Below are 24968 nucleotides of genomic sequence, written 5' to 3'. Positions count from 1 at the left end.
CCACGATAGCTGTGGGAGGGGATCAGCCGAGGGCGCCCGGAAGCGGCTCGGCGTGGATGATCTGGAGACGGCTGACGGCGCGGGTGAGTACGACGTACAGGCGGTGCAGGCCGCGGGCTTCGGCGGCGACGATGTGGGCGGGCTCAGCGACGATGACCGCGTCGAACTCGAGGCCCTTCGCGAGCGTGGCCGGTACGCAGACGAGCCGGACCGTGTCGATCTCGTCCTCGGTCTCGCCGATCAGCGCGACCTCCAGGCCCGCGGCGGCGATCGCATCCCTGAGCGCGGCCACCTGATCGTCCGCGGCGATGAGTGCGACCGAACCTTCGCCTGCCAGCGCGGCCTTGCAGGCGGCAATGACCTCGTCCGCGAGCGTCGACCGGCTGGCCGAGACGACGCTCAACGCGTCGGCGACCGTGCGGACCCCGGTCGGCGTACGCAGCGTCGGGGCGATCTCGGGCAGCAGCTTCGCGGCGAAGTTGATGATCTGCTCCGGCACGCGGAATCCGCGGTCGAGCTCGGCGACCACACCGTCGCTCTTGCCGAGATGACCGAGCACCTGGTCCCACGGTCCCGCCGCCCAGGCCGTCGTCGCCTGCGCGAGATCGCCGAGCACCGTGGCCGAGCCGGTCCGGCAGCGCCGGCCGAGCGCCCGCAGCTGCATCGCGGACAGGTCCTGCGCTTCGTCCAGGACGAGATGGCCGAGCGATCCGGTACGCCGCTCGATCAGGTCCTCGAGCTCGTCGAGCAGGACGGTGTCGGCGAACGACCACTTCGCCGACTTCCACGACCGCGCCGGCTTGTCCCACAACAGCGCCGTACGCTCCTCGTCGGTCAGCGCGGGGGCAGCCTGGGCGAGGAAGTCCGCGTTCGAGAAGAGGCGGTGCAGGACCTGCTCGGGTGCGACGCGAGGCCAGACCGAGTCGAGCACATCCTTCACCGGCTTCGAGCGCGCGACCGCGTTCTGCACCCGGTCGTCCGGCGACTCCGCCCGCTCCTCCATCCGGACCAGTACGACGTGCGCGATCCGCTGCGCGAGTGCGTTCCGGCCGGGCGCGTACCGGGTCGACTCGCGCAGGTCCGAGACGATGTCGACGACCTCGTAGTCGTGCACCCGGTAGCGCCGGGATCCCTTGCTGTAAAGGACTCCCTCGGTCGGCGTGCCGACGTACGACCAGAGCGCACGCCGCAGTACGTCGGCCATCCGGGCGTCGCCCTTCAGCCGCTCGGGCTCGGCGTCGTCGATTGCCGCGGTCGGCCGGGTGAGCAGCTCGTCGATGGTGATCTGCCGTACGTCGACCTCGCCGAGCGCCGGCAGGACCTTGCGGATGTACGACAGGAACGAGCGGTTCGGGCCGACGATCACAACGCCGCCGCGGCCGAGCCGTTCGCGCTCGGTGTAGAGCAGGTACGCGACCCGGTGCAGACCGACCGCCGTCTTGCCGGTGCCGGGCGCGCCCTGTACACAGACGCTCGGATGCAGCGGCGCGCGGACCAGGTCGTCCTGCTCGGGCTGGATCGTGGCGACGATGTCGCGCATCGGGCCGGTGCGCGGCCGCTCGATCTCGGCCCGCAGGAAGGCATCTGCCTGGTCAATCTCTGCCACGGCTGTCAGCGACTCGTCCTCGAAGCCGGTCAGGTCGGCGTGGTCGGAGAACCCGTAGCGACGGCGCATCAGCACCCGCTGCCGGTCGCTCTGGGTCGCGCGGTAGAACGGCACCGACACCGGCGCACGCCAGTCGATCACCAGCGGTACGCCGCTGCCGTCGTGCACATGCCGGCGGCCGATGTAGATCTGGTCGAGGTCGGGGATGGTGCCGTGCTCGTAGTCGAGCCGGCCGAAGAACAGCGGTACGTCGGGCAGGTCGAGGAGCGCGTGGGTGCGCATCTCCTTGGCCCGCTGGTTGGCCTCGTTGGTGAAGCGTTCGTCGTTGTCCTCGCCGCCGATGATCTGGACGTCGCGGTCGACGACCTCGGCGTACATGCGGTGGAGAGCGAGCTGGGCAGTGGTCAGGAAGGCGCGTTCGGCCTCGAGTTCGGCTGCGGCCATGCGAGAGAGCCTCGAATCGTGAGCTGGGTCCCGCCCCGGAGCAGATCCATCCGGTTCGATTCGATCCCGAAAAGACAGGCTGGCGACGTTACCAGCGGCCGAGGTCGCCTGCCACCGAATTAACGGCGCATCCACCCCGGTACGTCGTCACGGGGAAACTCGGCCAGCTCGGCCGCGTAGATACCTTCGTCGACAGGAATCGACCAGGCCGGCTGATGGTCGTAGTCGAAGTCCGTCGAGAAGTGCCCGTCGGCGGTCACACTGATCGTCGCCGTCAGCCAGGTGCCCTTGCCCGGCTGGTACATCGACCGCCGCAACTCCTCGAAGTCGTCCTCGAGTCCTTCGGGCAGCGGATCCAGTTGCGCCGAGTCCACGGTCGCGTCCAGTTCGGCGTACGACGTCGTGCCGCGGTACACCGCGGTCACCTCACGCCATCCGGCCGGCAGGTCCGCGACCAGGGCTCGTGCGATCGTGTCGATCACGCTGATCTCGGTCATCGATCTCCCCGGGCCGTGGGTTTGGTCTCCCTGAAGATACGCCGGGGTGATCGTTTGCCCTCATGGTGGTCGATCACCGTCCGGCTGGACGGGCGGCGCGACGTACCGTTCGGGTGCTTCAGGTCGATCGCCGCGTGCACCTGGATCCCCGACGCCCGTAGCGCCTGCCAGCTCTCCTCCATCCGGCGCCAGTTCTCGCTGCCCTTGACCGCGCGGTTCTGCGAACGCGACTGCGCGGTCAGATTGATCGACTCCCCCGGTCCCTCGAACTTCGTCGCGAACACATGGCCGCCGTCGTCGGTCGGCTGCCGGTCCGCCTCGCCCGCCTCGAGTTGGGCGTCCAGGTTGCGCCGGTCCGCGTTCTCGTCCTTCGGCAGCCAGCCGAGCCAGCCTTCCGCGTGGACGACCCGGCCGACGTCGTCGGTCACGTACAGATAGCGTTCGTCGACCAGGTACACCGCGGACGGCTGCGGGTCCATCAGTCGCGGGTTCCACAGCTCCGCGCGGCCCGAGTCTTCCTTGTACAGCGGCCGATCCGCGTACTCCGCCGGCACCACCGGTACGTCGTCCGGGCCGTAACCGACGGCGCGGACGTCGGCCGGATGAGCAGGTTGCTCGATCCGGGCCGACGCCCGCGCATCAGTCATGGGGAGTTTCTACCCCATCAAGGTGTCTCAGCCGTCGCTCTCGCTGGCCGGGATCACCGCACCCGGTACGTCGTTCGGCGCGACGATCTTGGTCTCGCCGGGGTACGGCGTGGCCCAGTTGTGCGCCTCGTACCAGTCGAAGTGGTTCATCTGGGACGGGTTCGCGAAGTCGGCCTTCGCGTTCGGACCGGTGGTGCGCTGCTGGTCCTTCCACGCCGACCAGGTCGCCGCCATCGACTGCATCCCGGCCGGGACCGTTGCCGTCGGCACCGGTGCCACGTTCGGGTTCTGCGCCGCCGGAACGTCGGCGCCACAGGTCGGCAGCGGGTTCACGCCGCCGGTCAGCGAGGTCCGGTTCGGGACCGCGGTGAACGGTGCGTTGTTCGGCTTGTTGGTGAACGCGCCGAACATCGGGGTGGCGGCGGTGTCCTTCTGGTTCATCGGGTGGATCCCGAGGATCTGCTCGATGGTCCGCATCATCGTGATCTGCGTGTAGTAGTGGCTGTCCGTGACGCCGTGCTGCGCGTACGGGCTGATGATCTGGATCGGCGCCCGGTGCCCGTCGACGTGGTCGAGACCGGCCTGCGAGTCGTCCTCGACGATGAAGATCGCCGAGTCCTTCCAGTACTTGCTGTGCGTGATCGCGTCAACGGTCCGGCCGACGGCCAGGTCGTTGTCGGCCACCTGCGCCGGGCCGTTCGCGGTCCCGCCGGTGTGGTCGTTGGAGTACCAGAACATGTTCAGGTTGGCCGGACCGTTCTTCTTGAAGTCCTTCTCCCAGACCTGTTCCTTGTAGATGTCCGGCACCGTCGTGTCGAACTGCGGGAAGCCCTGGACGGCGACCTTGTTCAGCGACGGGATCGCCGAGCCGACCTGGATCGGGTACTTGGTGTCGGCACCGGTCTGCATCTGCTTGGTGTCGCAGTACAGGTTCTGCCAGCTCGCGCCGGCCGGCTTCTGCTCGATCGACAGGAACTCACCGAAGTCCTTGACGGTCTTGCCGGCCGCCTGCGCACCGGTCCAGATGAAGCCGCTCTTCTGGTGGCCGAGGGCATCGTTCTCGGTGTCGTAGCTGCGCAGGTACTCACCGGCCGAGGACTCGGTGTACTCCGGGTTGTCGGCCTGCATCAGCCAGTTGTGACCCTCGGCGGAGTTCGTGCCGACGTCGTAGGTGTTGTCGTACAGCCCGAACTGCTTGGCCAGCGCGTGCTGGTTCGGCGTCACGTTCTCGCCGTACTGCGCGAGCGCCGGGTCGCCGTTGCCCTCCGGGATGTCGCCGTACACCTGGTCGTAGGTGCGGTTCTCCTTGACCAGCAGGAAGACGTGCTTGATCGTCGACGGGTCGCCGAGCTTGGCCGGAACCGCGACCGGCTTGCGGTGGCCCTTGTCGGTCGCGAGCTGCGCCGAACCCTTCGTCCAGCCGTTCTGCTCGAAGACCTGGCCGGTGTACTGCTTCTGGATGGCGTGGTCGTCGGGCAGCCGGAACTTGGTCAGGCTCGACGTGGTGTCGTGCGTGCCGCGGCCGGCGGCGGTGGTGGTACGGCGAGCGTCGATGCCGCGGGTGTTCGAGACCACGATGTCCTTGCCGACCTGGGCGAGCTCGGCCGGGAAGTAGTCGGTCGGGAGCAGGCCGACGTAGCTGACCGGCTCCAGCGCGTTCTTGAACTTGTACACCGCGACCGCGTTGGCGCGGCCGAGCGAGACCAGCAGGTGACCGTCGTCGGTCAGCGTGATGCCGTTCGGCTCGTAGCCGACCGAGGCCTCCGGCCACGGCTGGGTGGCGATGGTCTGGGTGACCTTGCCCCAGCGGGTGTTGATCACCGAGACGGTGTTGCTGGAGGTGTTCGCGACGAACACGTTGCCGTTCTTGGCGTACACCGCGGTCGGGTGCAGACCCACCGGGATGCTGGCCACCGCGGCCGCCGGGTTCTTCAGGTCGATCACGCTGACCGTACCGGTCGTGGTGATCGAGTTCTGGTTCGCGACGACCGGCGTGCCGTAGGAGTCGAGCGTCGTGTCGCCGGCCTTCGCGGTCCGGCCACCTTCGTTGCTCACGTACAGCTTGTCGCCGACCATGACCATGCCGCGCGGTGCGTTGCCGGTCGCCCAGCTCTGCTTGATCGCGCCGGTCGCGGCGTCGATCGCGATGACGCGGTTCTGGCCGTTCACGGCGGAGTACACAGTGGAGCTGTCCGCCGAGAACACCGCCGCAGCCGCCAGCGAGTGCTTGGCGCCGTCGGCCGCGATCGGCACGAACGTCGGGTTCGCCAGCGTGCCGTCCGAATTCACGGTGAACTTCCGGTAACCGTCGGTCTGCCCCAGCCAGACCTGCTTACCGTCCGGCGAGTACGTCGGACCTTCCTGGCCGATGTCGTTGCCGGGGATCTTGAGGTCGGCGGCGGCGTTGTTGCCGATGTACTGCTGGACCTTCCAGTTCTTCAGGTCGACGATCGCCAGCGCCATTCCGCCGTCGGTCACGCCTGCGGCCAGATGGGTGCCGTCCGGGCTCACCGTGGACGACATGATCTTGCCGTCCTGGAGCACGAGGCGGTCGCCGATCGGCTTGATGTACTGGTCGGACGAGATGACCTGGCCCTTGTCGGTGACCTGGCCGACCTGCTCGTGTCCGAAGCCGGTTGTCGAGGCCACAGCGGTGCCTGCGAGTGCCACTGCAACAGCCGTAGTGCCTGCTGTTACCAGTGGTACTCTGCGCCGGAGGCGGCTCGACGAGCCCTTTTCGTCACGCCTGCGGCGGCGTGTTACCTGCATGGGAGCTATCCCTTCGGGTTGGTCTTACTTGGCAGGTAGCAGTTCGATGTTGCCGTCGAACTGCCACAGTGGGTTCGGTTCGTCTCCCGACGGGGTCCGGACCAGGAAGAAGCCATTCACTTCTTTCGGTCCGTCCCCGTCGGACACGTACCGACCGAGTGGGTTGATGTCGAGCTGGTAGATCGCCGAGCCGGCGGCCTGCACCCCCGGGATGTGCCAGCTCACGACGCACCGCCAGTCGTTGCCGGGCCCCTGCGCGGCGACCTGGTCGCCGCCCTTGGTGCACTCGGCCGCGCTCTGCAGCTGCTCCTCGGTGACATCGGCCCGATTGAGCTGCTTGGTCTGCAGGCGGTAGAGATGGGCGAACTCGGTCGCGACGGCCTTCTGCACCTTGTCCTGGTCGATGCCCGAACCGAAGCCGCTCACCGGAGCGACGACCGCGGTGCTGACGACGAGCAGTCCGACGAGGGGCAGGAGGCCGGCCGTGACCGCCAGCCGGCCGGAGCCGTCGTGGGTCGGGTTGGTGAAGTCACGCCGTACGAACAGGAAGTACGCCAGGCCGGTCGCGACGATCGCCCAGACCAGGCTGACCGCGACTCCGATCAGCAACGGGCCGAGCTGGGCCGGGCTGGTGAAGAGGCCGTTCCAGCTGATGAAGGCGTAGCCGGGAAGTGCGAGGCGGAAGGCGACCGGGACCGGGAGCTGCTGGACGATCTGCATCGCCAGGGCGACCACTGCCGGGAGTAGCAGCCCCATCGGCGAGCGGCCGAGTGCGACCGAGCCGAGCAGGCCGATCGCGGCGAGGGCGAGGGTCGGTGCGAGTGCACACAGCCAGGCGAGGAAGACCGCCCCGGCCGCGTGCCCCGGCGAGAGCATGTGCCCGTCGAGACCGATCAGCTCGCGGTTGCCGACCACCAGCAGGCCACTGATCGTGCTGGACACGACCAGCCCGATCACCAGCAGGAGGATCACGGTCAGACTGGACAGTGCCTTCGAGACGAAGATGCGGCGCGGCGAACGGACCGCCACCAGCAGGTGTCGCCAGGTGCCGAGCCGGTCCTCGGACGCGAACACGTCACCGGCGATCAGCGACGTCAGCAACGGCAGCGCCCACGATCCCGAGAAGCCGAGCAGGACAAGGGGCCCGGCCCATCCGGTCGCGTGCATCATCCGGCCGAACAGCGTGTCGACCGGGAGCGAGGCCTGCTGGCTGATGATGGCGACGAAGGCCGCCGGGGCCAGCCAGCACGCGATGATCAGAACGCGGACCCGCCACTGCGAGAGCAGTTTGACGAGCTCGAAGCGGTAGCCGCGCACGATCGAGACTTTGCGGGCCACAGGGGTTGTTGCAGGGGCGGCGGCGGTGGCCGTCATCAGTTGTTCTCCTGCTGCTCGGTGAGGGCCAGGAACGCGGCTTCGAGGGGCGAGACGACCGGTGCGAGTTCGCGTACGGCGATGTCGTCCTGGACGAGCTGCTTCACGAACTCGTCCAGCGCCGGGATCGTCGCGGAGATGACCAGCAGCTCGACGCCGTCCTTGACGGCCTCGTCGTCGCGCAGCCGGACCCCGTTGGTCTGACGGGCCAGCCGGCGCGCGGCTGCCGGGTTCGAGGTGACGACGCGGTACTCGAGTTCGCTGTCCTCGGAGGCCAGCTTGCTGATCGGTCCGGAGAACGCGACCCGTCCGGTCGACAGGATAGTCACGTCGGAGCAGAGCTGCTCGACGTCGTCCATCCGGTGGCTGGAGAGCATGACCGCCGTACCGTTCGCGGCCAGGCGGGTGAGTACGCCGTACACATGCTTCTTGCCGGCTGGGTCGAGGCCGTTGGAAGGCTCGTCGAGGATCAGCAGGCGGGGTTTGGTGAGGAGGGCGGCGGCGAGACCGAGGCGTTGGCGCATGCCGAGCGAGAAGCCGCGGACGCGGTCGTCGGCCACATCGGTGAGGCCGACCTGGGCGATGACCTCGTCGATGTTCATCGTCTGCGTCTCGTCGCCGCGGAGCGCGGCAAGTGCGGCGAGGTTCTGTTTGGCGGTCATCGACGGGTACAGGCCGGGACCGTCGACGAAGCCGGCGACCCCTTCCGGTACGGCGAGGGCTCGGCCGACCGGCGTACCGAGGATTTCGAGCGTGCCGCGGTCGGCGACGGCGAGACCGAGCAGCAGGCCGAGGAGTGTGGTCTTGCCGGCCCCGTTGGGTCCGACCACTCCGTGGATCTGGCCTGGTGCGACGTCGAGGTCGACGCCGTCGAGCGCGACGACCTCACCGAAGTACTTGGTGATTCCGCGGGCACGGACAGCGGGCGGTGTGTCCATGGTTAATACATTAGAAAGCGATGTACGGTCAGGTGAAGACCGAAGGTAAACAAATGGCGAACTGAATGCAGATCTTGTTGCCGAACCTCTCAGCGGTCTCTCAGCGGCGGGCGTCCTGAGGCACGTACTGGAAGGTCGGGCCGGCCGTGGTGTGGTCGTCCTCGCTCAGCTGCATGAGTTTGAGGGCCTCGGCCTTGAGCGCGAACATCGCGCGGACGGAGTCGCGGATCAGCGTCGGCTCGCCGGTGAACGCCTGCTCCAGAAGGTACAGCAGCGTGCAGTAGGAGTCGTCGAACTCCTCCTGCGCGGCGCGGATCTGGGCGTTGTCGGACCGGTGCGGGTTCGGCTGCATCGGAGACACTCCGGTCAGGTCCAGCGCGACCGGCTCACCTGTCGGACCGGACGCCGGGGTGTCCCCGCGCTGGTAGCGCCTGCCGAGCTTCAGCTCCATGAACCGGAAGTAGTGCGCGACCTCGTCGCGGTCGGGGTGGAAGATGTCGTGGTCGCCGTCCCAGACCTCGCCGCGCGAGGTGCCCTCCCCTTGTTCGACGATCTCTTCCAGCGCGGCCAGCGCCGACTCGAGATCGGTGACGGGTTGCACCGTGCCGCCGGTGTGATGGAACGGTCCCGCCGTCACCTGACGCTTGGGGTCGCCGGAGAAGACCTTGTCCTCGCCGAGCGTCTCGCACAGGTACCGCAGGCCTTCCTCGATCGCGTCGTAGAACTGCCCGATCGTCTCGTAGTGGTCGCTCTCCGCCGGTGATCCCGGCGCCTCGGGCTTCTCCAGCCGCAGGAACATCTCCAACGCATCCGGCCCGAACGGCAACAGCGACAGCTCGACCTGGCCGTGCGGCAGCCGGCGCGGGTACCCCGGCAACATGCCCGGGTAGTCCAGCCGCGGCTCGCCGCCAACGGCGTTCAACAGGTTCGACGCCAGCGAGAGGTGAATCATCTCCTCGACGAACACGCTACTCACCAACTCGACCGCATCCGGGTTGCGCGCCGGGTCCAACGAGTACAAGGCACACAGGTACGGCGGAAGCGTCGCGTGCTCAAGCTCGATCGCCCACTGCAGGTGCTCGTGAAGACTGTCGATCGTCGAGATGCGCTGGTTCATACCTACTGAGACAGGACAGCGGCATCGCGTGTGACCGTCACAGCCGACCTGGCTGGTCGGTCTTTCCAGGGAGACCGCATCCAACGGGAAGGTGAGCTTCGATGACCGACACGACCGAACAACGCTCCACCGCATGGCAGACCGCGCTGACGATGCTGCAGGAGGTCGAGCCGCCGTTCGTTCCCGAGAGCTTCCACGTGATGACCGTGGTGGTCGAGTATCCGGCCGGGGACCCGGGCGCGCCGCCGCACCGCCACTCCGGGCCGGCCTTCGGGTACGTCGTCGAGGGCGAGATGCTGTTCGAGCTCGAGGGTGAGCCGCCGCGGGTGATCAAGGCTGGTGAGTCGTTCTGGGAGCCGGGCGGCGACGTCATCCACTACCAGGACGGCAACAATCGGTCGGACGTGCCGGTGAGGTTCACGGTGACGATGTTGTGCGCGCCCGGGCAGGAGATGTTCGTGCTGGTGCCTGAGGACGAGCTGGCTGCGCGGGCGGATCGACGGGCTCAGCGGTAGGCGCGGGCCTGGAGTTCGAAGAGTTCGGCGTAGCGGCCGCCGGCGGCGAGGAGGTCGGGGTGGGTGCCGAACTCTTCGACGCGGCCGTTGTGCATGACGACGATCAGGTCGGCCATCCGGACGGTCGAGAAGCGGTGTGAGACCAGGACGGTGATGCCGCCGGTCTCGGAGGCGGCGACCTTGGCCGCCTCGGCGTACTGCTCGTAGAGCCGGTGTTCCGCCTCCGGGTCGAGCGCTGCGGTGGGCTCGTCGAGCAGCAACAACAGCGGGCGTTCGCGCATGAACGCACGGGCCAGCGCGAGCCGCTGCCACTGCCCGCCGGACAGCTCGACGCCGTCGGTGAACTTCTTGCCCAGCTGGGTGTCCAACCCGTGCGGCAACCCGGCGATCACCGACTCCGCATCACCGCGCAGGATCGCGGTGTGTACGGCGTCCTCGTCACCGGCCCGCGCGACATCGCCGATCGCGACGACCTCCCGCGCGGTCAGCTCGAACTTCACGAAGTCCTGGAACCCGGCCGAGAGCTGTGATCGCCAATCGTCCGGCTGGATCGTCGCGAGGTCTACGCCGTCGACCAGAATGCTGCCCGTCGTCGGGTCGTACATCCGCGCGAGCAGCTTGACCAGGGTCGTCTTCCCGGCGCCGTTCTCCCCCACCAGCGCGACCGCCGCACCGGCCGGCAGGGTCAGGCTGATGTCGCTGAGGACCGCGGATTCCGAACCAGGGTAGGAGAATCCGACGTTCCGCAGCTCGATCCCCGAGGTGAGTCGCTCCGGGGCCGGCGTCGCGCTCGAGCGCCACGAGTTCTGCTTCGCGTACTCACGCAGCCAGTCGTACCGGCTGAAGCTGCGCACGACCTCGCCGACCCAGTACACGTTCTGCGCGATACCGCCGGTCATCTGATCGACCTGTGGCGCCAGCAGCAGCACGAGTACGACGTCGCCCGCCGTGGCCTGACCGTTCCGCGCGCGGGCGATCACCCACACGATGGCCGCAGCGTACGCGAGTCCGAACACGAGCCGCACCGAGCCGTCGACCTTGCCACCCCAGCGGGCAGCCGCGACGCGGCGCTCGAACCGCTCGGTCTGCAACGCGAAGATCTTGTCCAGCAAGACCTTCCCGAGTCCGAAGACCCGCAGCTCGAGACCTGTCCGCGGATCCTTCGCCACCTCGATCAGCCGGTCGACCAGGCGCTCCTGCGGCAGCGAGTCCTCCCAGGCCTTCTGCTGCCGCGTGCTGCTCAGGTACGCCGACCAGATGCGCGCGCAACCGAGCAACGGGAGAACGAGCAGCAGCGGATGCACCGACCCGAGCAGCGTCAACACGGTCGCGGTGTTGGTCACCGTGGCGAACGCCCACAGCAGCACCTCGGCACCGACGCCCATCCGCCACGCACGCTCGCGCACCAACTCCAGCCGGTCCGCGACATCGGGCCGCTCATGATGGGTCAGCCCGGGGATCCCGGTCGTCACGTCGAGCAGGTCCGCGTGCACGCGACCGGCCATCCGCTCCTGCGCGGTGTCCTGCAGCGGCCAGCCCAGTCCGTCCGCGACGAACGAGACCGCGAGGCCGCCGATGATGATCCCGATGCCGAGGGCGATCGTGCTCGACTGGTCCGACGCGATCCCGTCGACGAGCCGGCTCACGCCGTACGTCTGGGTCGGTGCGGTGATGGCGCGGGCTGCGACCAGGACGGCCGAGATCGTCATCAGCCCCGGCGCGGCGCGGAACGACGTACTCAGCCAGAGCCAGAGGATGCGGTACGTCTTAGGCATCGACGGCCTCCGGTCCGGTGACGTAGCGCTCGGCCTGCAGCCGGAACATCCCGGCGTACTCGCCGTCCCTGGCCAGCAGCTCCTCGTGGGTCCCGTCCTCGACGATGCGTCCGTCGGACAGCACGCAGATCCGGTTCGCATTGCGCACGACCGAGAACCGGTGCGAGATGATCAACGACGCCACGCCCGAGGTCAGCTCGAGATACCGCTCGACCAACTCGGCCTCCGCGCGTACGTCGAGAGCCGCCGCCGGCTCGTCCAGCACCAGCACACCCGCGCCGGCATGGACGGCGAACAACGCCCGCGCCAGCGCGACCCGCTGCCACTCACCACCGGACAGCTCAACGCCGCCGTCGAACGTCTTGTCCAGGACGGTGTCCCAGCCCTTCGGCAGCCCGCGGACGACGGCGTCGATCCCGGACTCGCGGGCAACCCTGGCCAATATCAGCTCATCCCCCGCACGCTCGACCGCGCCGAACACGACGTTGTCCGTGACCGAGAGTGGGAACCGCAGGAAGTCCTGCACGATCGCCGCGACCCGTCGCTGCCAACCAGACAGATCCAGCTCCGCGAGATCGACACCGTCGACGACGATCCGCCCGCTCGTCGGCTTGTAGGCACCGCCGAGCAGCTTCACCAACGTGGACTTCCCGGCGCCGTTGATGCCGACCAGCGCGAGCGCCTCGTGCGAGTGCAGCGTGAGGTCGAGGCCACGCAGTACGTCGACCTCGGAGCCCGGGTAGCGGAAGCTGACGTTCTCGAAGCGGATCTCGCGGGCCGGCATCGTCTCGATCCGATGCTTCGCCTCCGTGACCGGCTCGGGGTGCCGCTCGGCGATCGTCTGCGGCAGGTCCCGCATCGCGCGGTACGCCGAGAGTCCGCGGCGGACCTGCACCACGCCGTACCCGTTGCTGGACTGCCCGATGGCGAGGATCGCGGGCAGTGTCGTCGCGACCTGGGTCAGCGGCAGCGAGCCGTTCAGCGCCGCGCGGCCGACGGCGAGGATCGCGATGCTGTTGGCGATCAGGTGCACGCCGCCGATCAGGATCGAGAACTTCACGTTCTTGCCCCGACGGCTCCACACCTCGCGGTAGCCGGCCGTCCACTCGCGGACGTACCGCTCCACCAACCAGTTGTGCAGTCCGAAGACACGCAGCTCCTTCGGGGCATCGCGCATACCCAGGTTGAACGCGTAGTTCGCGCGGCGCTGCTCCTCGGTGTTGCCCCACCAGACGTCGATCTCACGCTCGATGAGGCGACCGCCGTACCACTCCAGCAGCAGCGACACCGCGACCAGCATCGCGGCGACCCACCACTCGAACATCGCGCCGACGATCACCGCCGAGCCGATCAGCGAGATCCGGCTGGCGAGCAGGTACGGCATCTGGCTCATGCCCTGGGCGAGGTGGAATCCGCCTTTGCCTTTCGCGCGTTCCTGCACATCCAGGACTTCGGCGTCTTCCAAATGCTGCACGCGACGCGGGCGCAGCAGCGGCTCGGTGATGCCGGTGCCGATCGCGCGGACCATGCCGGCGTCCATCGTCAGCGAGGCGACCTGCTGCAGCGCCGGCGTCAGGCTGTCGATGACGAAGACGGCAAGCAAGCCACCGAGCAGCCAGCTGAACTCTTCGAGCGGCATCGCTCCGGGGCGTCCGTCGATCACACCCGGCACCGCCCCGACGACCCGACCGGTCAGCAAGGTGACCGCCATCCCCAGCAGCGAGCCGAGGACGGCCAGACCCATCGTCAGAAGGGTGCTTCCAGGTGCAACACGTACGCCGTAGCGAAGCAGAGTCAGCACTCGACCGACCGTAACCGCCCCCACCGACAAAAGCATTCGAGTTTCCGGCCGGGCCCGCAATCGCGGGCCTATTCTCATCTCAACGACGTCGTACGGGGGGTGTGATGGCCGGACCGCTGGTCGAGACCAAGCTCTACCGCCCGCGGAGCCGCGCGGGTCTGGTGCACCGGCCACGGCTCGACGAACGACTGCTGCGCAAGGACGGCACCGGGCTCACACTGGTGTCCGCTCCGGCGGGCTTCGGCAAGACGACGCTCGTCTCGGCCTGGGCCGCCGACGACGCGGCCTGGGTCTCGCTGGAGGAGAGCGATCAGGACCCGGTTGCCTTCTGGACCTACGTCCTGACCGCGCTGGATCGCGCCGCGCCGGGCATCGCCGAGGACGCGCTCGCACTGCTCCAGGCCGGTCCTACGCCGATCGAGACGGTCCTGGCCGGCGTACTGAACGAACTCAGCGTTCTGCCAGGCGAGATCGACCTCGTCCTCGACGACTATCACCTCGCCGACGGCCTGGAGATCAGCCGTGGCATGACGTACCTGCTCGACCATCTCCCACCCCAGCTCCACCTGCTGATCAGCACCCGCGCCGACCCTGCACTCCCCCTGTCCCGCCTGCGGACTCGCGGCGAGCTCGTCGAAGTACGTGCGGCCGATCTGCGTTTCACGCTCGAAGAGGTGGACAGCTACTTCACCGGGATGGGGCTCGACGCCGCCGCGATCGCGACGCTCGAGGAACGCACCGAAGGCTGGATCGCCGCGCTCGGACTGGCCGCGCTCTCGTTGCGCGGTCGCAGCGACGCGAGCGGGTTCATCGACGACTTCGCGGGCGACGACCGGTACGTCGTCGACTATCTCGTCGACGAAGTCCTCGACCGCCAACCGGAGCAGGTACGCCGGTTCCTGCTCGAGACAAGTGTCGTCGACCGGTTGACCGGCCCGCTGTGCGATGCCGTCACCGGGCAGCCCGGCGGTCGGGCCATGCTCGAATCCCTCGAGCGCCAGAACCTGTTCGTCGTACCGCTCGACGACCGTCGCCAGTGGTACCGCTATCACCACCTCTTCACCGACGTACTGCGGGCGCGTCTCCTCGCCGAGCGCGGCGACATCTCGGAGCTGCATCGCCGCGCCGCCCAGTGGTACGACGACGCGGGCGACACCGTCGCCGCCGTGCACCACGCCGTCGCAGCAGGAGATGTCGACCACGCCGCGGACCTGGTCGAGCTGGCGGTCCCTGCGCTGCGGCGGGAGCGGCAGGAGGCCACGATCCGGCGCTGGCTGGACGTCATCCCCGAAGACGTCGTACGACGCAGACCGGTGCTCGCGATCGGATTCGTCGGGGCGTTGATGGCCAGCAACGAGTTCACTGGCGTCGAGCAGCGGCTGCAGGACATCGAACGGCAGCTGGCCGGACCGGCCGACGCGCTCGTCGTCGTGGATCGCGAGGAACTCGAGCGCGTGCCGAGCGGGATCGAGACCTACCGGGCCGCGCTCGATCTGATCGCGGGCAAGCCGACCGGCACCATCGAACACGCCGCCGTCGCACTCCGGCTCGTCGTACCCGGCGACGACCTCACCACATCGGCCGCCTCGGCATTGTCCGCGCTTGCCTCGTGGTCCGGTGGAGACATCGAGGCTGCCCACCGTGGGTACGCCGCCGCCACGGCCGGGCTCGAACGCGCCGGGCACATCTCCGATGTCCTCGGGTGCTCGGTCACGCTGGCCGATCTCGAAATCACCCTCGGCCACCTGCGACAGGCACAGGCGACGCTGGAACGAGCGCTCGAAGTCGGCCACGGTGTCCGCGGAACCTCCGACATGTACGTCGGTCTGAGCCGGATCGCCTGGGAACGGAACGACCTCGACGCCGCCACCGACTACCTGCGCCGCGGCGAGGAGCTGGCGTCCGACCTCCCACAGAACCCGTACCGCTGGCGCCTCGCGATGGCCCGCATCCGCGAGGTCGAAGGCGATCTCGACAGCGCCCTCGAACTGCTGGACGCGGCGATCAAGGTGTACGTCGGCGACTTCTCCCCCAACGTCCGCCCGCTCACCGCGGTCCGCGCCCGACTGCTGATCGCCCGCGGCGAGCTTGCTGCGGCGCAGGAATGGGCGGCAGGCCTGCCGGACGAGTTGTCCTATCTCCACGAGTACGAGCATGTGACGTTGGCCCGGCTGATGATGGCTCAGCACCAGGACGCCGGACCGCTCCTCGACAAGCTACGAGAAGCTGCAGAGGGCAGGACCGGCAGCCTGATCGAGATCCTGGTGCTTCAGGCGCTCGCCGCCCGCGATCCCGCTCCGCTGGAACGTGCGCTGGCGCTGGCCGAACCCGAGGGTTACGTGCGGGTGTTCATCGCTGACGGCACCGCGATGCTGCAGCGACAGCGGTCTGCCTACGCCCAAAGACTTCTCGACGCAGCCGGCCGACCCAAGCACGTGACCGCCCCGCGGAGCCTGATCGATCCGCTCAGCGAGCGTGAGCTCGACGTACTGCGGCTGCTCACCGGCGAGCTCGACGGCCCGTCGATCGCACGGGAGCTCGTGGTGTCGCTCAACACCGTGCGGACGCACACCAAGCACATCTACACCAAGCTCGGCGTCAACAACCGGCGCGCGGCGATCCGGCGGGCTCACCAGCTCGGGCTCCTCACCCGCTGAAGATCACCACATGATGTGACGCGCGCTCACCAGGCCCGCGCCTACTTTGCGGCTATGGACCACGAATCAGCCTGGTACGAAATCCGCCTCGAAGGGCGAATCGATCCCCGGTGGGCCGCGTGGTTCGACGGAATGACCCTCACCCACGCCGACGGCACCACCGTCCTCCACGGCCGAGTGGCCGACCAGGCAGCCCTGCACGGACTGCTGCAGCGACTCCGCGACCTCGGTCTGCCGCTGCTCTCGGTCGACCGGATCGACACCAACCAACCGCAAAGGAAACCGTTATGACCATCACCGCACGTGCCCCGAGCACCACCGTCAGCTCCGCCGATCCGGACCGCGGCCACGCCCGCGCCGCCGGGATCTTCTACCTGGTGACCTTCGCCGCCTCGTTCCCGGCGCTGTTCCTGATCGGCCCGGTGCTACACGATCACAACTACATCCTCGGCGCCGGCCAGGACAGCCGGGTGCTGTTCGGCTGTCTGCTCGACTTCGTCAACGCGCTGGCCGGCATCGGCAGTGCCGTCGCACTGTTCCCGGTGATGAAGCGGTACAAGGAGTCCCTGGCCCTCGGCTTCGTCACGTCCCGGACGATTGAGGCGGCCGTGATCATGATCGGGGTCGTCAGCCTCGTCGCCGTCGTCAACCTGCGCCAGGATCTCGCCGGCACCGCCGACCCCACCGCACTCGGCATCGTCGGTCAGGCGCTCGTCGAGGTCCGCAACTGGTCCTTCCTGTTCGGAGCCGGGACCATGCCCGCGATCAGCGCGATCCTGCTCGGCACGCTGATGTACCGCTCCCGCCGCGTCCCGCGGTTCATGCCGATCATGGGCCTCGTCGGTGCACCGCTGCTGCTGACCGCGAACATCCTGACCGTCCTCGGACACAACGAGCAGCTGTCCGTAGGGTCCGCGGTCGCCACCCTCCCGGTCGCCCTCTGGGAGCTTTCGATCGGCCTCTACATGACGTTCAAGGGCCTCAAGCCGGCCGAGCTCAACCGGTGATCGGAGCCGCGTGCGCCTCGGCGTACCCGGCAGCAGCCAACCGGTCGAGGGTCTTCTCCAGTACGGCGGTGTCTTCGAGCGTCCGTACCTCGGTGATCTTCCCCCACCGGATCCGCAGGAACTGATGAACAACGTTCTCGTACGTCGAACCGTCCACGACGCCCACGTGGACGGTGACGGCCGTTGCGACCCGGGTGTTCCACGGCCAGCCGTTCACCAGCACATCCTGCACCTCGAACCGGGTGTTCGGCAGCAGCCGGAAGCAGCGCTCCCACCAGGCCCGCAGCGCGTCATGAGTACGGCGCTCGCCGCCCAGCGCGTGGTCGCCGTAGAACCGGTACGTGAACGAGGGCGCCATCCCCGCCACCATCGCCTCCCAGTTGCCCGCGCTGATCTGCGCGAACGCGTTCCGCACCTGCCGCGCCACGATCTGGTGGTAAATGCCCATGGGATCACCCTAGGGCTAGTGAGTTCAATGACGCAACTGACTACACTCAGGGCCATGCGGAACACCAGCTTCGCCTCGATGCACTGCTCGCTCGCCCAGTCCCTGGAGCTGATCGGCGACTGGTGGACACCTCTGGTCCTGCGTGACCTGTACCTGGGCCTGAACCGCTTCGACCAGTTCGTGACCGACCTCGGGATCTCCCGCAACCTGCTGACCGACCGACTGACCACGCTCGTCGACGGCGGTCTGGTACGGCGGACGCCGTACCAGCAGAACCCGGTCCGGTACAGCTACGAGCTGACCGAGGCGGGGAAGGAGCTGGTGCCGATCCTGATGGCGCTGACCGCGTGGGGCGATCGCTGGGCGACTCCCCCGGCCGGCCAGCCGATCCGGTTCACCCACACGACGTGTGGCAAGCAGACGACCCCGACGGTTTCCTGCTCCGAGTGCGGCGAGGCCTTGACGATGGACGAGGTCGCACCGTTGCCCGGGCCGGGCGGCCGGACCGCTCCCGGTACGGCGTTGATCGCGAGCGTGCTAGGACTCGAGCCGAAGCCGTAGCAGCTCGGCCAGCGGCAGCGACTCGCCGTCGCGGGCGCCCTGACCGACGATCAGCGGCGGGTCGGACGGTACGACGTGCACGCCGGCGACGCGGGCCTTCAGGCTCGCGGGTACGCCGAGGATGTAGAAGTTGCCGTCGACATCTACTGCGAGCGAGCGGTTGCGGCGCAGGTACCAGCCGGTGAGGTTGGTCCGGTAGCTCGTGTTCGATCCGACGACCTGCGCACGCAACGGCTCCGGCTCGATGCCGCGTTCCTTCAGCGTCGCGATGAAATCGATGAGGAGCTGACGAGCCTGCGCGGTCTCCGACGCCTTACGACGCTCCAACGCGGCCGCATGCTCGACCGCCGCTTGTCGTCGTTCATCCCGCCAACTCGTCACGGCCTCAGATTAGGCGACGCACAGACAGAACGGATGCCCAGCCGGGTCCAGGAAGACCCGGAACGTCGTACCGGGCTGGTGCTCGGCCTTCGTCGCGCCGATCGCCACCACCTCGGACTCCGCTTCGTCGAGGTCGCGGACCATCACGTCGAGATGCATCTGCTGCGGGCCGTCCTGGCTCGGCCACGACGGCGCCTTGAAGTTCTCGACCTGCTGGAACGAGATGCAGTTGGTCCCGTCCTCGGGCTTGATATCGGCCCAACCGTCGCGGGACTCGACCTTCCAGCCGAGCACCTCGCCGTAGAACTGCGCGAGCCGCGCGGCGTCGGGGCAGTCCATCACAAAACTCGGGTACATAGCGATCATGGCTCGAACCCTACTGACCATTCCGGACGATCCACGGCCGGAACTCGAACCAACGATGGAGTAATCCATCGCCGGTTGCGGTCGGCAAGATCAACAGCTGCGCCGATGAGGACAGTGACCCTCCACGGCCAGGCTGGGCGCATGCTTCGACTTCTCGGACTCAACGCCTACGTACGCGCACTCGTCGGAATCGGCCTGGCCGGTGTCGGCATCGGTACCCACCGCCCGCTGCTGATCGGCATCGGCGGCGCGATCGCGCTCTGGAGCGCAGTGAACATCGTGATGGAGCTCAAGAATCGCGAGCGCCGGTGAGCGCGATCAGCGTCGACAGACTGACGAAGTACTACGGGGACTTCGCTGCCGTCGACGGGATCAGTTTCGAGATCCCGGCCGGTCAGGTGGTCGCTGTACTCGGACCGAACGGCGCCGGCAAGACGACCACGCTCGAGATCCTCGAAGGGTTCGCCGACGCCACGACCGGCCAGGTCAGTGTGCTCGGCATGGACCCGCGACGCGGCGGCCGTGCGTGGCGGAGCCGGATCGGGCTCGTGCTGCAGTCCACCAGCCTCGAGACCGAGCCGACGGTCGCGGAGTTGCTGACGCTGTTCGCCCGGCTCTACCCGAACCCGCGGCCGATCCGCGAGGTTCTCGAACTGATCGACCTGGCCGCCGAGGCCAAGGTGCGGATCGGCACGCTGTCCGGCGGGCAGCAGCGCCGGGTCGACCTCGGCCTGGCGATGATCGGGAGCCCCGAGCTGCTGTTCCTCGACGAGCCGACGACCGGACTCGACCCGGAAGCCCGGCGCCGGTGCTGGGCGAGCATCGAGCGCCTCAACGGCTCCGGTACGACGATCCTGCTCACCACGCACTACCTCGACGAGGCCGACAAGCTGGCCGATCGGGTCCTCGTCCTGTCCGCGGGCCGGCTCGTCGCCGACATGACGCCGACGGCGATGCGGGCGAGCAGCGGCGTCAGCTTCGTGCGATTGCCGCTGCCGCCCGGCGTACCCCTGCCGCCGGACCTGGCCCGTCACGTCACCGGGCAGGAGCTCGCCTTGCAGACCGATCAGGTCGTGCCTGTGCTCGCGGAGCTGATCTCTTGGGCCGACCAGTCCGGCGTCGGTCTGACCGGACTGGAAGTCGGGCCGCCGAGCCTCGAAGACGTCTACCTGGCCATCACCGGGAAGGAGCCGGTCCATGTCTGATCTGCAACTGCTCATCGGGCAGCTCGGTCACCAGATCCGGCTGCTCCTGCGGACCCCACGAGCCATGAGCACCGGACTGGTCCTTCCGGTGCTGCTGCTGTTCCTCAACTCGTCCGACGGACACGTGCCACCCGCTCGGCTAGCAGGATGCGCAGTGCTAGGTACGACGATGATTGCCTGGACGACCCACGGCATCGGACTGGTCGCTGCTCGCGAGTCCGGCGTGATGAAGCGCTACCGCGCGACACCGTTGCCTGCTTGGTGCTACCTGACCGCGCAGATCGTCGCTTCGGTGATCGTCGCGATGCTGGCGGGAGCTCTCGCAGTACTGGTCGGAGTGGTGTTCTTCGGGGCCCAGCTGCAGTTCTGGCAAGCGCTCGTGATGCTCGGTGTGATTGTCCTTGGTGCGTTGGCGTGTGCGTCGGCATCGACTGCGGTCACCGGCTTCGTTCCGACGGTCGCCAGCGCGTTCCCGATTCTCGGTCTTACCTTTCTACCCGTCCTGCTGCTGTCCGGCACGGTTGGCGAGCCGCTAAAGACGCACTGGGTCAATGTGGTGGCCTCATATCTCCCGGTCCGCCCGACTGTCGTCTCTCTGGAACGTACGACGCCTGCGCCCCACGACATCCTCGTCCTGTGCGCATGGTCCGTTGGCGGTCTGCTTCTGTCGCTGGCGGTCTTCCGTTGGGAGCCGACGCGAACCCGCCAGCATCGTCCTCCTGCTACTGCAGCAGCCCACGCTGATACGCGTAGCTGACGGCGCGAGCCCGGTCGCGGGCGCCGATCTTGGCCAGCAGGTGGTTCACGTGGCTCTTGACCGTTGCCTCGCTCACCACAAGTCGCTCGGCGATCTCACCGTTCGACAGGCCCGCGGCAATCAACGTCAGTACTTCGGTCTCGCGCCGGGTCAGTAGATCGTCGACGGCAGTCGTCGCCTGCGCCGGACGAGGTGCCGCGGCGATGGCATCGACGAGATGATGCTGGACGGCCGGGTCGATCGCGGCCCGGTCGTCCAGCACCCGCAGCAAGGCCTCGTGAATCTCGGCCGACCGCGCGTCCTTCGTCAGATAACCACGCGCTCCGGCCCGCAAAGCGGACAGGACCGATTCGTCATCGGCGTACGTCGTCAACGCGATGACCTTGACGTCCGGGTACACCTGCCGCAACTGTCGCGTTGCCTCGACACCGTCGCATCGCGGCATCCGCAGATCCATCAGTACGACGTCGGGCCGCAACTCCCCGGCCATCCGCACCGCCTCCTCACCACCCGACGCGGTCCCGACCACCTCGACATCGGGCAGCAGCCCGAGCACCAGCGCGAGTCCTTCCCGAACCATCCGCTGGTCATCCACACTCAGCACCCGGATCGTCATGCCGGCACCTCCAGTTCGACCCGGAACCCGGTCGACGTCGGACCGGCTTCGAGTCGACCACCGACAAGCTCCGCCCGCTCCCGCATGCCCGTCAGCCCGTATCCTCCTGAGCCGGCGAGTGCGCCAACGCCGTAGTCCTCCACGACCAACCGCACCACCCCGGGCTCATAGCTGAGCTGCAAACAGACTCGTTCCTGCCCGGGCGCATGCTTGGCGGTATTCGTCAGCGACTCCTGCGCCACCCGATAGACCGCGAGCTGTGCATCCGCATCGAGCTGGTACACAGAACCCCGCACGTCCAGCTCACACCGATTACCGGTGTCGTGCTCGAACCGCGCCGCCAACGCCGGCAACTCCCCCGGCCCCGGCAGCGTCCCACCCTCGCGCAGCGTCGTGATCGCGTTCCGCGCCTCGTCCAGCCCCGACCCGGCCAGCCTCCGCGCCCGCTCGATCACCGGTCCGAGCCGCTCGTCGGTCGCAGCCAGCACACTCGCTCCTTCCAGCTGAATGACCATCGCCGACAACGAATGCGCCAGTACGTCGTGCATCTCGCGCGCCAACCGCTGCCGCTCCGCGAGAGCTGCCGCACGAGCATCCGCCTCACGCGTGTGCTCCAACGCAATCAACAACTCCTCGGCCTGACCGTTGGTGGCGCTGAGCCGCTCGGCCAGCCGCATCACCGCGTAGAAACTCGCCATCGCAACACCGGTCATCAACGCCGGCAACGGCGACCGGTTCTGGCCGGCAACAATCAGCGCCACCAGTCCCCCACCAACCAGCAGACTCCCCGGCAACGGCGGGAGCCGACGACCGATCACTGCCACCGCGACGAACACACCGAGCACACCCGGGCCGGACGGCTGCAACAGCAGCAGTACGACGCTTGCCGCGAACAACAGCAGGATCGACAACCACCGGCCCCCGCACCTGGTCACGAACGCACCGCCCGCACCGATGCCGAAGGCAACTATTGCCAGCAGGATCACCAAGCCCCGGCCGGACAATCCGGGCCGCGGCTCGGTCCGGCACAACGCGATCACCTGCAGCCCGATGATGACCGGACCCACGAGTCGCAGCCACCGCCAGGCCCGGGCATGACGGGTCCGCGCATGGCGAAGCGCGGTCAGCGTCGTGCTCACCGATCGACCATAGGCAGCACGACCCCGCGCGGTCAGCGATCCGGCACCGATCTCAACCCGGAGATCAACCCAGAGTTGGAGAAATCAGCCCTGAGCGCCGACCCGGCCGACGAGCATCTGCCAGGACCGGTCCAGACCTGCGGCCAGGCACCCGGCGACCACCGACTCGCGGCCGAGAACACTGGCCTTCACGTCGGGCATCACCGGAGCCATCCTGTGAAGTTGCTGGGAGACAGCTTCGAGGAAGCCGGGTGCTTGTCCGATACCGCCGCCCAACACGACCAGCTCCGGATCCACAACAGTGATCACTGTGCACACCGCTTTAGCCACAAGCTGTGCCTCCTCGGCAACAACCGCAGCTGCAACAGCGTCGCCACGAGCAGCCGCTGCGAACACCTTCTCCGCTGTCGACGCCCCACGTACGCCGGCCCGCCGCGCCGCGCGCACCACGGCCGCCGCCGACGCGGACGCATCGAAACCGCCGCGTTTGCGCGCGTCCCGCTGATCGCTACCGCTGCCTTCGGTGAACGGCAGATACCCGATCTCCCCCGCGACCCCGTGCGAACCGTGCCGCAGCTTCCCGTCGAGCACGAGGCCCATCCCGATTCCGGTACCGACCGAAACGAAGGCGAAGCTGTCGACGTTCCGGCCGTGTCCGTGCACCCGCTCGGCGATCGCGGCCGCATCCACGTCGTTCTCGATCATCAGCGACGTACCGAACCGGTCGCGCAGCGCCGCCAACGTGGCCGGCGAGTCCCACCCTGACAGGCGTCCCGTCAGCGTCAACGCATCGAGGCGGGGGTCGTACACACCAGGGCTGCCGAGCACGGTCTGGCTCAGTTGCGTGACGTCGATACCCGTTTCGGTAGCCAGGGTCGCGCTCAGGTCGGCGAGCTCCTGGATCCGAGCCATCGCGTCGCCCGCCTTGGTCCGCACGCTCAGCCGCGCACGGACGGTGCCCGCGAGATCCGAGATCGCCCCGCGCAGGTATTCCCGCCCGACGTCGAGCCCGAGCACGTACCCCGCGTCCGGCCGCACCTCGTACAGGCTGGCCGCCGGTCCGGGTACGCCGGTGCGCTGTCCGGTCACGTGCACCAGACCGGTCCGCTCCAGCGAGCCGAGCGCGGCCGATACGGTCGGCTTCGACAGTCCGGTCAGACCGGCGAGCTCGGTCCGCGAGATCGGTCCGGATCGCCGGATGTGATCGAGCAGCACCTTTTCGTTGATCTCGCGGATCAGCTGCGGGCGTGCCGCGGACGCGCCTGGCGCAACAACCGTCACGTCGACCCCCTCGCTGCTAACAACTCGGCCACCAACTCGGAGTTAAGCCTTGTGGTCCGTTGGTTGTTAAGTTAGTTTCCTATCGATTCTATTGGTCGGCACGAGGAGGTGCCACCCCTGTGGTTCCAACGCCGGTCGTCCTCGGACTCGACTTCGGCGGGACGAAGATCGCCCTGGCGGTCAGCGACCTGTCCGGACGCCGTCTGGGTACGCGGACCATCGACAGTCGCGCCGATTCGGGTGGCGCTGCCGAAGCCATGGCCCGCGGCCTGTCCGCAGGACACGAACTGCTCGCCGAGGTCGCGCCGGGCCAGGAGCTCGCCGGCGTCGGTGCGGCCACGCTCGGCATCCCGTACGACGACCGCGTCGAGCTGGCTCCTACTTTCCCGGGCTGGGACGACCTCCCGTTCGGGCGACTGGTGCGGGACGGCTTCCCCGGCGTACCCGTGCGGTTGGCAACCGATGTGAAGGCGGCCGCGGCGGCCGAGCTGCGCTGGGGCGCGCTGGCCGACTGCGACCCCGGGCTGTACGTCAATCTCGGCACCGGTCTCGCGATCGCGATCGTTGCCGGCGGCACCGTGATCACCGGCGCGCACGGCGCGTCCGGCGAGATCGGCTACAACTTGCGCTCGGCCGGCGATGTGTACGTCGGCACCGACGAGCGCACGATCCTGGAACACGTCGTCAGCGGTCAGGCACTCGAGACCACCGGGTCCGCCCGGCTCGGGCAGCCGGTCACGGCCGCTGACGTCTTCACGATGGCGCGGACCCAGCCGGACGCCGCCGTCCTCACCGACGAGTTCGTCCGGGAGCTGGCGATGCACCTCGCCAACCTGGCCATCGCGGTCGATCCGGTCCGGATCGTCGTCGGCGGCGGCCTGGTTCGTTCCTGGGACCAGATCGAAGCCGGTCTGCGTCGCGCCCTCGACGCTGCCGTCCCGTTCCCACCGGAGTTGTCGGTGGCCCGGTTTCCTTCGGACGCTCCGCTGATCGGGGCGCTCGCCCTTGGCGTCGAGGCGGCAGGAGTCGTCCTCGGCGCAGAAGCATTCGCATGAGCAGGACAACCA

Annotated in this window: 24 protein-coding genes; 9 read left to right on the top strand and 15 right to left on the bottom strand. The window is 68.2% G+C overall.

The window, feature by feature from the left end; genetic code table 11:
- Positions 1 to 22: 22 nt before the first annotated feature.
- The 7 genes from ACFWUU_RS11085 to ACFWUU_RS11055 form a co-directional block, all read right to left on the bottom strand.
- Positions 23 to 2050: a HelD family protein gene (locus tag ACFWUU_RS11085; protein WP_380174718.1), complete on the bottom strand. Its 2028-nt coding sequence runs from the start codon at positions 2048 to 2050 to the stop codon at positions 23 to 25.
- Positions 2051 to 2169: 119 nt separating this feature from the next.
- Positions 2170 to 2547 (bottom strand): hypothetical protein, encoded by a 378-nt coding sequence (locus tag ACFWUU_RS11080; protein ID WP_380174716.1) that lies wholly within the window; start codon positions 2545 to 2547, stop codon positions 2170 to 2172.
- Complete coding sequence (locus ACFWUU_RS11075) at positions 2544 to 3194, bottom strand: DNA/RNA non-specific endonuclease (protein ID WP_380174714.1); 651 nt, start codon at positions 3192 to 3194, stop codon at positions 2544 to 2546. Before ACFWUU_RS11075 ends, ACFWUU_RS11080 begins: the two co-directional genes overlap by 4 nt.
- Positions 3195 to 3221: 27 nt before the next feature.
- Positions 3222 to 5864, bottom strand: coding sequence for an alkaline phosphatase family protein (locus tag ACFWUU_RS11070; protein WP_380174712.1), 2643 nt, complete (start codon positions 5862 to 5864; stop codon positions 3222 to 3224).
- 123 nt (positions 5865 to 5987) lie between these two features.
- Positions 5988 to 7337, bottom strand: coding sequence for an ABC transporter permease (locus ACFWUU_RS11065; RefSeq protein ID WP_380174711.1), 1350 nt, complete (start codon positions 7335 to 7337; stop codon positions 5988 to 5990).
- Positions 7337 to 8275, bottom strand: a complete 939-nt coding sequence (locus ACFWUU_RS11060) for an ABC transporter ATP-binding protein (protein WP_380174709.1) — start codon at positions 8273 to 8275, stop codon at positions 7337 to 7339. Before ACFWUU_RS11060 ends, ACFWUU_RS11065 begins: the two co-directional genes overlap by 1 nt.
- A 100-nt stretch (positions 8276 to 8375) precedes the next feature.
- A complete protein-coding gene (locus tag ACFWUU_RS11055) occupies positions 8376 to 9392 on the bottom strand; it encodes a ferritin-like protein (RefSeq protein WP_380174707.1) in 1017 nt (338 codons plus the stop codon).
- Positions 9393 to 9493: 101 nt separating this feature from the next.
- On the opposite strand from ACFWUU_RS11055, the gene ACFWUU_RS11050 reads away from it, so the two are divergent.
- A complete protein-coding gene (locus tag ACFWUU_RS11050; protein ID WP_380174705.1) occupies positions 9494 to 9907 on the top strand; it encodes a cupin domain-containing protein in 414 nt (137 codons plus the stop codon).
- Here ACFWUU_RS11050 and ACFWUU_RS11045 read toward each other — a convergent pair.
- Both ACFWUU_RS11045 and ACFWUU_RS11040 read right to left on the bottom strand, forming a co-directional pair.
- Positions 9898 to 11682 carry an ABC transporter ATP-binding protein gene (locus ACFWUU_RS11045; protein WP_380174703.1) on the bottom strand — a complete coding sequence of 595 codons (1785 nt, stop codon included), beginning with the start codon at positions 11680 to 11682 and terminating at the stop codon, positions 9898 to 9900. The two genes, ACFWUU_RS11050 and ACFWUU_RS11045, sit on opposite strands and share 10 nt — an antisense overlap.
- Positions 11675 to 13426 (bottom strand): ABC transporter ATP-binding protein, encoded by a 1752-nt coding sequence (locus ACFWUU_RS11040; RefSeq protein ID WP_380174701.1) that lies wholly within the window; start codon positions 13424 to 13426, stop codon positions 11675 to 11677. Before ACFWUU_RS11040 ends, ACFWUU_RS11045 begins: the two co-directional genes overlap by 8 nt.
- A 161-nt stretch (positions 13427 to 13587) precedes the next feature.
- Here ACFWUU_RS11040 and ACFWUU_RS11035 point away from each other — a divergent pair, with 161 nt between their 5' ends.
- Genes ACFWUU_RS11035 through ACFWUU_RS11025 form a run of 3 tightly spaced genes read left to right on the top strand, consistent with a single transcriptional unit; the run spans position 13588 to position 17147 of the window.
- Positions 13588 to 16140 (top strand): LuxR C-terminal-related transcriptional regulator, encoded by a 2553-nt coding sequence (locus ACFWUU_RS11035; protein WP_380174699.1) that lies wholly within the window; start codon positions 13588 to 13590, stop codon positions 16138 to 16140.
- 54 nt (positions 16141 to 16194) lie between these two features.
- Positions 16195 to 16431 (top strand): hypothetical protein, encoded by a 237-nt coding sequence (locus ACFWUU_RS11030; protein ID WP_380174697.1) that lies wholly within the window; start codon positions 16195 to 16197, stop codon positions 16429 to 16431.
- Positions 16428 to 17147 (top strand): DUF4386 domain-containing protein, encoded by a 720-nt coding sequence (locus ACFWUU_RS11025; protein ID WP_380174695.1) that lies wholly within the window; start codon positions 16428 to 16430, stop codon positions 17145 to 17147. The genes ACFWUU_RS11030 and ACFWUU_RS11025 overlap by 4 nt, the downstream gene beginning before the upstream one ends.
- Here the strand turns inward: ACFWUU_RS11025 and ACFWUU_RS11020 are convergent.
- The gene (locus tag ACFWUU_RS11020) at positions 17137 to 17595 is read right to left on the bottom strand and encodes a nuclear transport factor 2 family protein (protein ID WP_233714982.1); all 459 of its coding nucleotides are present in this window, start codon (positions 17593 to 17595) and stop codon (positions 17137 to 17139) included. The two genes, ACFWUU_RS11025 and ACFWUU_RS11020, sit on opposite strands and share 11 nt — an antisense overlap.
- Before the next feature lie 54 nt (positions 17596 to 17649).
- Here ACFWUU_RS11020 and ACFWUU_RS11015 point away from each other — a divergent pair, with 54 nt between their 5' ends.
- On the top strand, positions 17650 to 18156 hold the full coding sequence (locus ACFWUU_RS11015) for a winged helix-turn-helix transcriptional regulator (RefSeq protein ID WP_380174692.1): 507 nt from the start codon (positions 17650 to 17652) through the stop codon (positions 18154 to 18156).
- Here ACFWUU_RS11015 and ACFWUU_RS11010 read toward each other — a convergent pair.
- Complete coding sequence (locus tag ACFWUU_RS11010; protein ID WP_137257302.1) at positions 18133 to 18537, bottom strand: hypothetical protein; 405 nt, start codon at positions 18535 to 18537, stop codon at positions 18133 to 18135. The genes ACFWUU_RS11015 and ACFWUU_RS11010 overlap by 24 nt on opposite strands.
- Before the next feature lie 9 nt (positions 18538 to 18546).
- The gene (locus ACFWUU_RS11005) at positions 18547 to 18903 is read right to left on the bottom strand and encodes a VOC family protein (protein ID WP_380174690.1); all 357 of its coding nucleotides are present in this window, start codon (positions 18901 to 18903) and stop codon (positions 18547 to 18549) included.
- 141 nt (positions 18904 to 19044) lie between these two features.
- Here ACFWUU_RS11005 and ACFWUU_RS11000 point away from each other — a divergent pair, with 141 nt between their 5' ends.
- The 3 genes from ACFWUU_RS11000 to ACFWUU_RS10990 are packed head-to-tail and all read left to right on the top strand — an operon-like array spanning position 19045 to position 20865.
- On the top strand, positions 19045 to 19215 hold the full coding sequence (locus tag ACFWUU_RS11000) for a hypothetical protein (protein WP_170989911.1): 171 nt from the start codon (positions 19045 to 19047) through the stop codon (positions 19213 to 19215).
- Complete coding sequence (locus ACFWUU_RS10995; RefSeq protein WP_380174687.1) at positions 19212 to 20108, top strand: ABC transporter ATP-binding protein; 897 nt, start codon at positions 19212 to 19214, stop codon at positions 20106 to 20108. Before ACFWUU_RS11000 ends, ACFWUU_RS10995 begins: the two co-directional genes overlap by 4 nt.
- Positions 20101 to 20865 carry an ABC transporter permease gene (locus ACFWUU_RS10990; RefSeq protein ID WP_380174685.1) on the top strand — a complete coding sequence of 255 codons (765 nt, stop codon included), beginning with the start codon at positions 20101 to 20103 and terminating at the stop codon, positions 20863 to 20865. The genes ACFWUU_RS10995 and ACFWUU_RS10990 overlap by 8 nt, the downstream gene beginning before the upstream one ends.
- Here the strand turns inward: ACFWUU_RS10990 and ACFWUU_RS10985 are convergent.
- The 3 genes from ACFWUU_RS10985 to ACFWUU_RS10975 form a co-directional block, all read right to left on the bottom strand.
- A complete protein-coding gene (locus ACFWUU_RS10985) occupies positions 20831 to 21481 on the bottom strand; it encodes a response regulator (protein WP_380174683.1) in 651 nt (216 codons plus the stop codon). The genes ACFWUU_RS10990 and ACFWUU_RS10985 overlap by 35 nt on opposite strands.
- On the bottom strand, positions 21478 to 22620 hold the full coding sequence (locus ACFWUU_RS10980; RefSeq protein WP_380174681.1) for a sensor histidine kinase: 1143 nt from the start codon (positions 22618 to 22620) through the stop codon (positions 21478 to 21480). Before ACFWUU_RS10980 ends, ACFWUU_RS10985 begins: the two co-directional genes overlap by 4 nt.
- Before the next feature lie 84 nt (positions 22621 to 22704).
- A complete protein-coding gene (locus tag ACFWUU_RS10975; protein WP_380174679.1) occupies positions 22705 to 23901 on the bottom strand; it encodes an ROK family transcriptional regulator in 1197 nt (398 codons plus the stop codon).
- A gap of 119 nt (positions 23902 to 24020) precedes the next feature.
- Between ACFWUU_RS10975 and ACFWUU_RS10970 the strand changes: the two genes are divergently transcribed.
- Entirely contained in the window at positions 24021 to 24956 is a 936-nt protein-coding gene (locus tag ACFWUU_RS10970) for an ROK family protein (protein WP_380174677.1), read from the top strand.
- Positions 24957 to 24968: the final 12 nt, after the last annotated feature.

Source organism: Kribbella sp. NPDC058693 (assembly GCF_042715335.1).
Lineage (GTDB): Bacteria > Actinomycetota > Actinomycetes > Propionibacteriales > Kribbellaceae > Kribbella > Kribbella jiaozuonensis.
Note: the sequence above shows the minus strand (reverse complement) of the source record. Positions and strands in the feature narration are given on the sequence as shown.

Bases quoted from the DNA above. Each gene is read 5' to 3' on its own strand.
- ACFWUU_RS11085 (WP_380174718.1), bottom strand. From the start codon at position 2,050: ATGGCCGCAGCCGAACTCGAGGCCGAACGCGCCTTCCTGACCACTGCC.
- ACFWUU_RS11080 (WP_380174716.1), bottom strand. From the start codon at position 2,547: ATGACCGAGATCAGCGTGATCGACACGATCGCACGAGCCCTGGTCGCG.
- ACFWUU_RS11075 (WP_380174714.1), bottom strand. From the start codon at position 3,194: ATGACTGATGCGCGGGCGTCGGCCCGGATCGAGCAACCTGCTCATCCG.
- ACFWUU_RS11065 (WP_380174711.1), bottom strand. From the start codon at position 7,337: ATGACGGCCACCGCCGCCGCCCCTGCAACAACCCCTGTGGCCCGCAAA.
- ACFWUU_RS11060 (WP_380174709.1), bottom strand. From the start codon at position 8,275: ATGGACACACCGCCCGCTGTCCGTGCCCGCGGAATCACCAAGTACTTC.
- ACFWUU_RS11055 (WP_380174707.1), bottom strand. From the start codon at position 9,392: ATGAACCAGCGCATCTCGACGATCGACAGTCTTCACGAGCACCTGCAG.
- ACFWUU_RS11050 (WP_380174705.1), top strand. From the start codon at position 9,494: ATGACCGACACGACCGAACAACGCTCCACCGCATGGCAGACCGCGCTG.
- ACFWUU_RS11045 (WP_380174703.1), bottom strand. From the start codon at position 11,682: ATGCCTAAGACGTACCGCATCCTCTGGCTCTGGCTGAGTACGTCGTTC.
- ACFWUU_RS11040 (WP_380174701.1), bottom strand. From the start codon at position 13,426: ATGGGTCTGGCCGTCCTCGGCTCGCTGCTGGGGATGGCGGTCACCTTG.
- ACFWUU_RS11035 (WP_380174699.1), top strand. From the start codon at position 13,588: ATGGCCGGACCGCTGGTCGAGACCAAGCTCTACCGCCCGCGGAGCCGC.
- ACFWUU_RS11030 (WP_380174697.1), top strand. From the start codon at position 16,195: ATGGACCACGAATCAGCCTGGTACGAAATCCGCCTCGAAGGGCGAATC.
- ACFWUU_RS11025 (WP_380174695.1), top strand. From the start codon at position 16,428: ATGACCATCACCGCACGTGCCCCGAGCACCACCGTCAGCTCCGCCGAT.
- ACFWUU_RS11020 (WP_233714982.1), bottom strand. From the start codon at position 17,595: ATGGGCATTTACCACCAGATCGTGGCGCGGCAGGTGCGGAACGCGTTC.
- ACFWUU_RS11015 (WP_380174692.1), top strand. From the start codon at position 17,650: ATGCGGAACACCAGCTTCGCCTCGATGCACTGCTCGCTCGCCCAGTCC.
- ACFWUU_RS11005 (WP_380174690.1), bottom strand. From the start codon at position 18,903: ATGATCGCTATGTACCCGAGTTTTGTGATGGACTGCCCCGACGCCGCG.
- ACFWUU_RS11000 (WP_170989911.1), top strand. From the start codon at position 19,045: ATGCTTCGACTTCTCGGACTCAACGCCTACGTACGCGCACTCGTCGGA.
- ACFWUU_RS10990 (WP_380174685.1), top strand. From the start codon at position 20,101: ATGTCTGATCTGCAACTGCTCATCGGGCAGCTCGGTCACCAGATCCGG.
- ACFWUU_RS10985 (WP_380174683.1), bottom strand. From the start codon at position 21,481: ATGACGATCCGGGTGCTGAGTGTGGATGACCAGCGGATGGTTCGGGAA.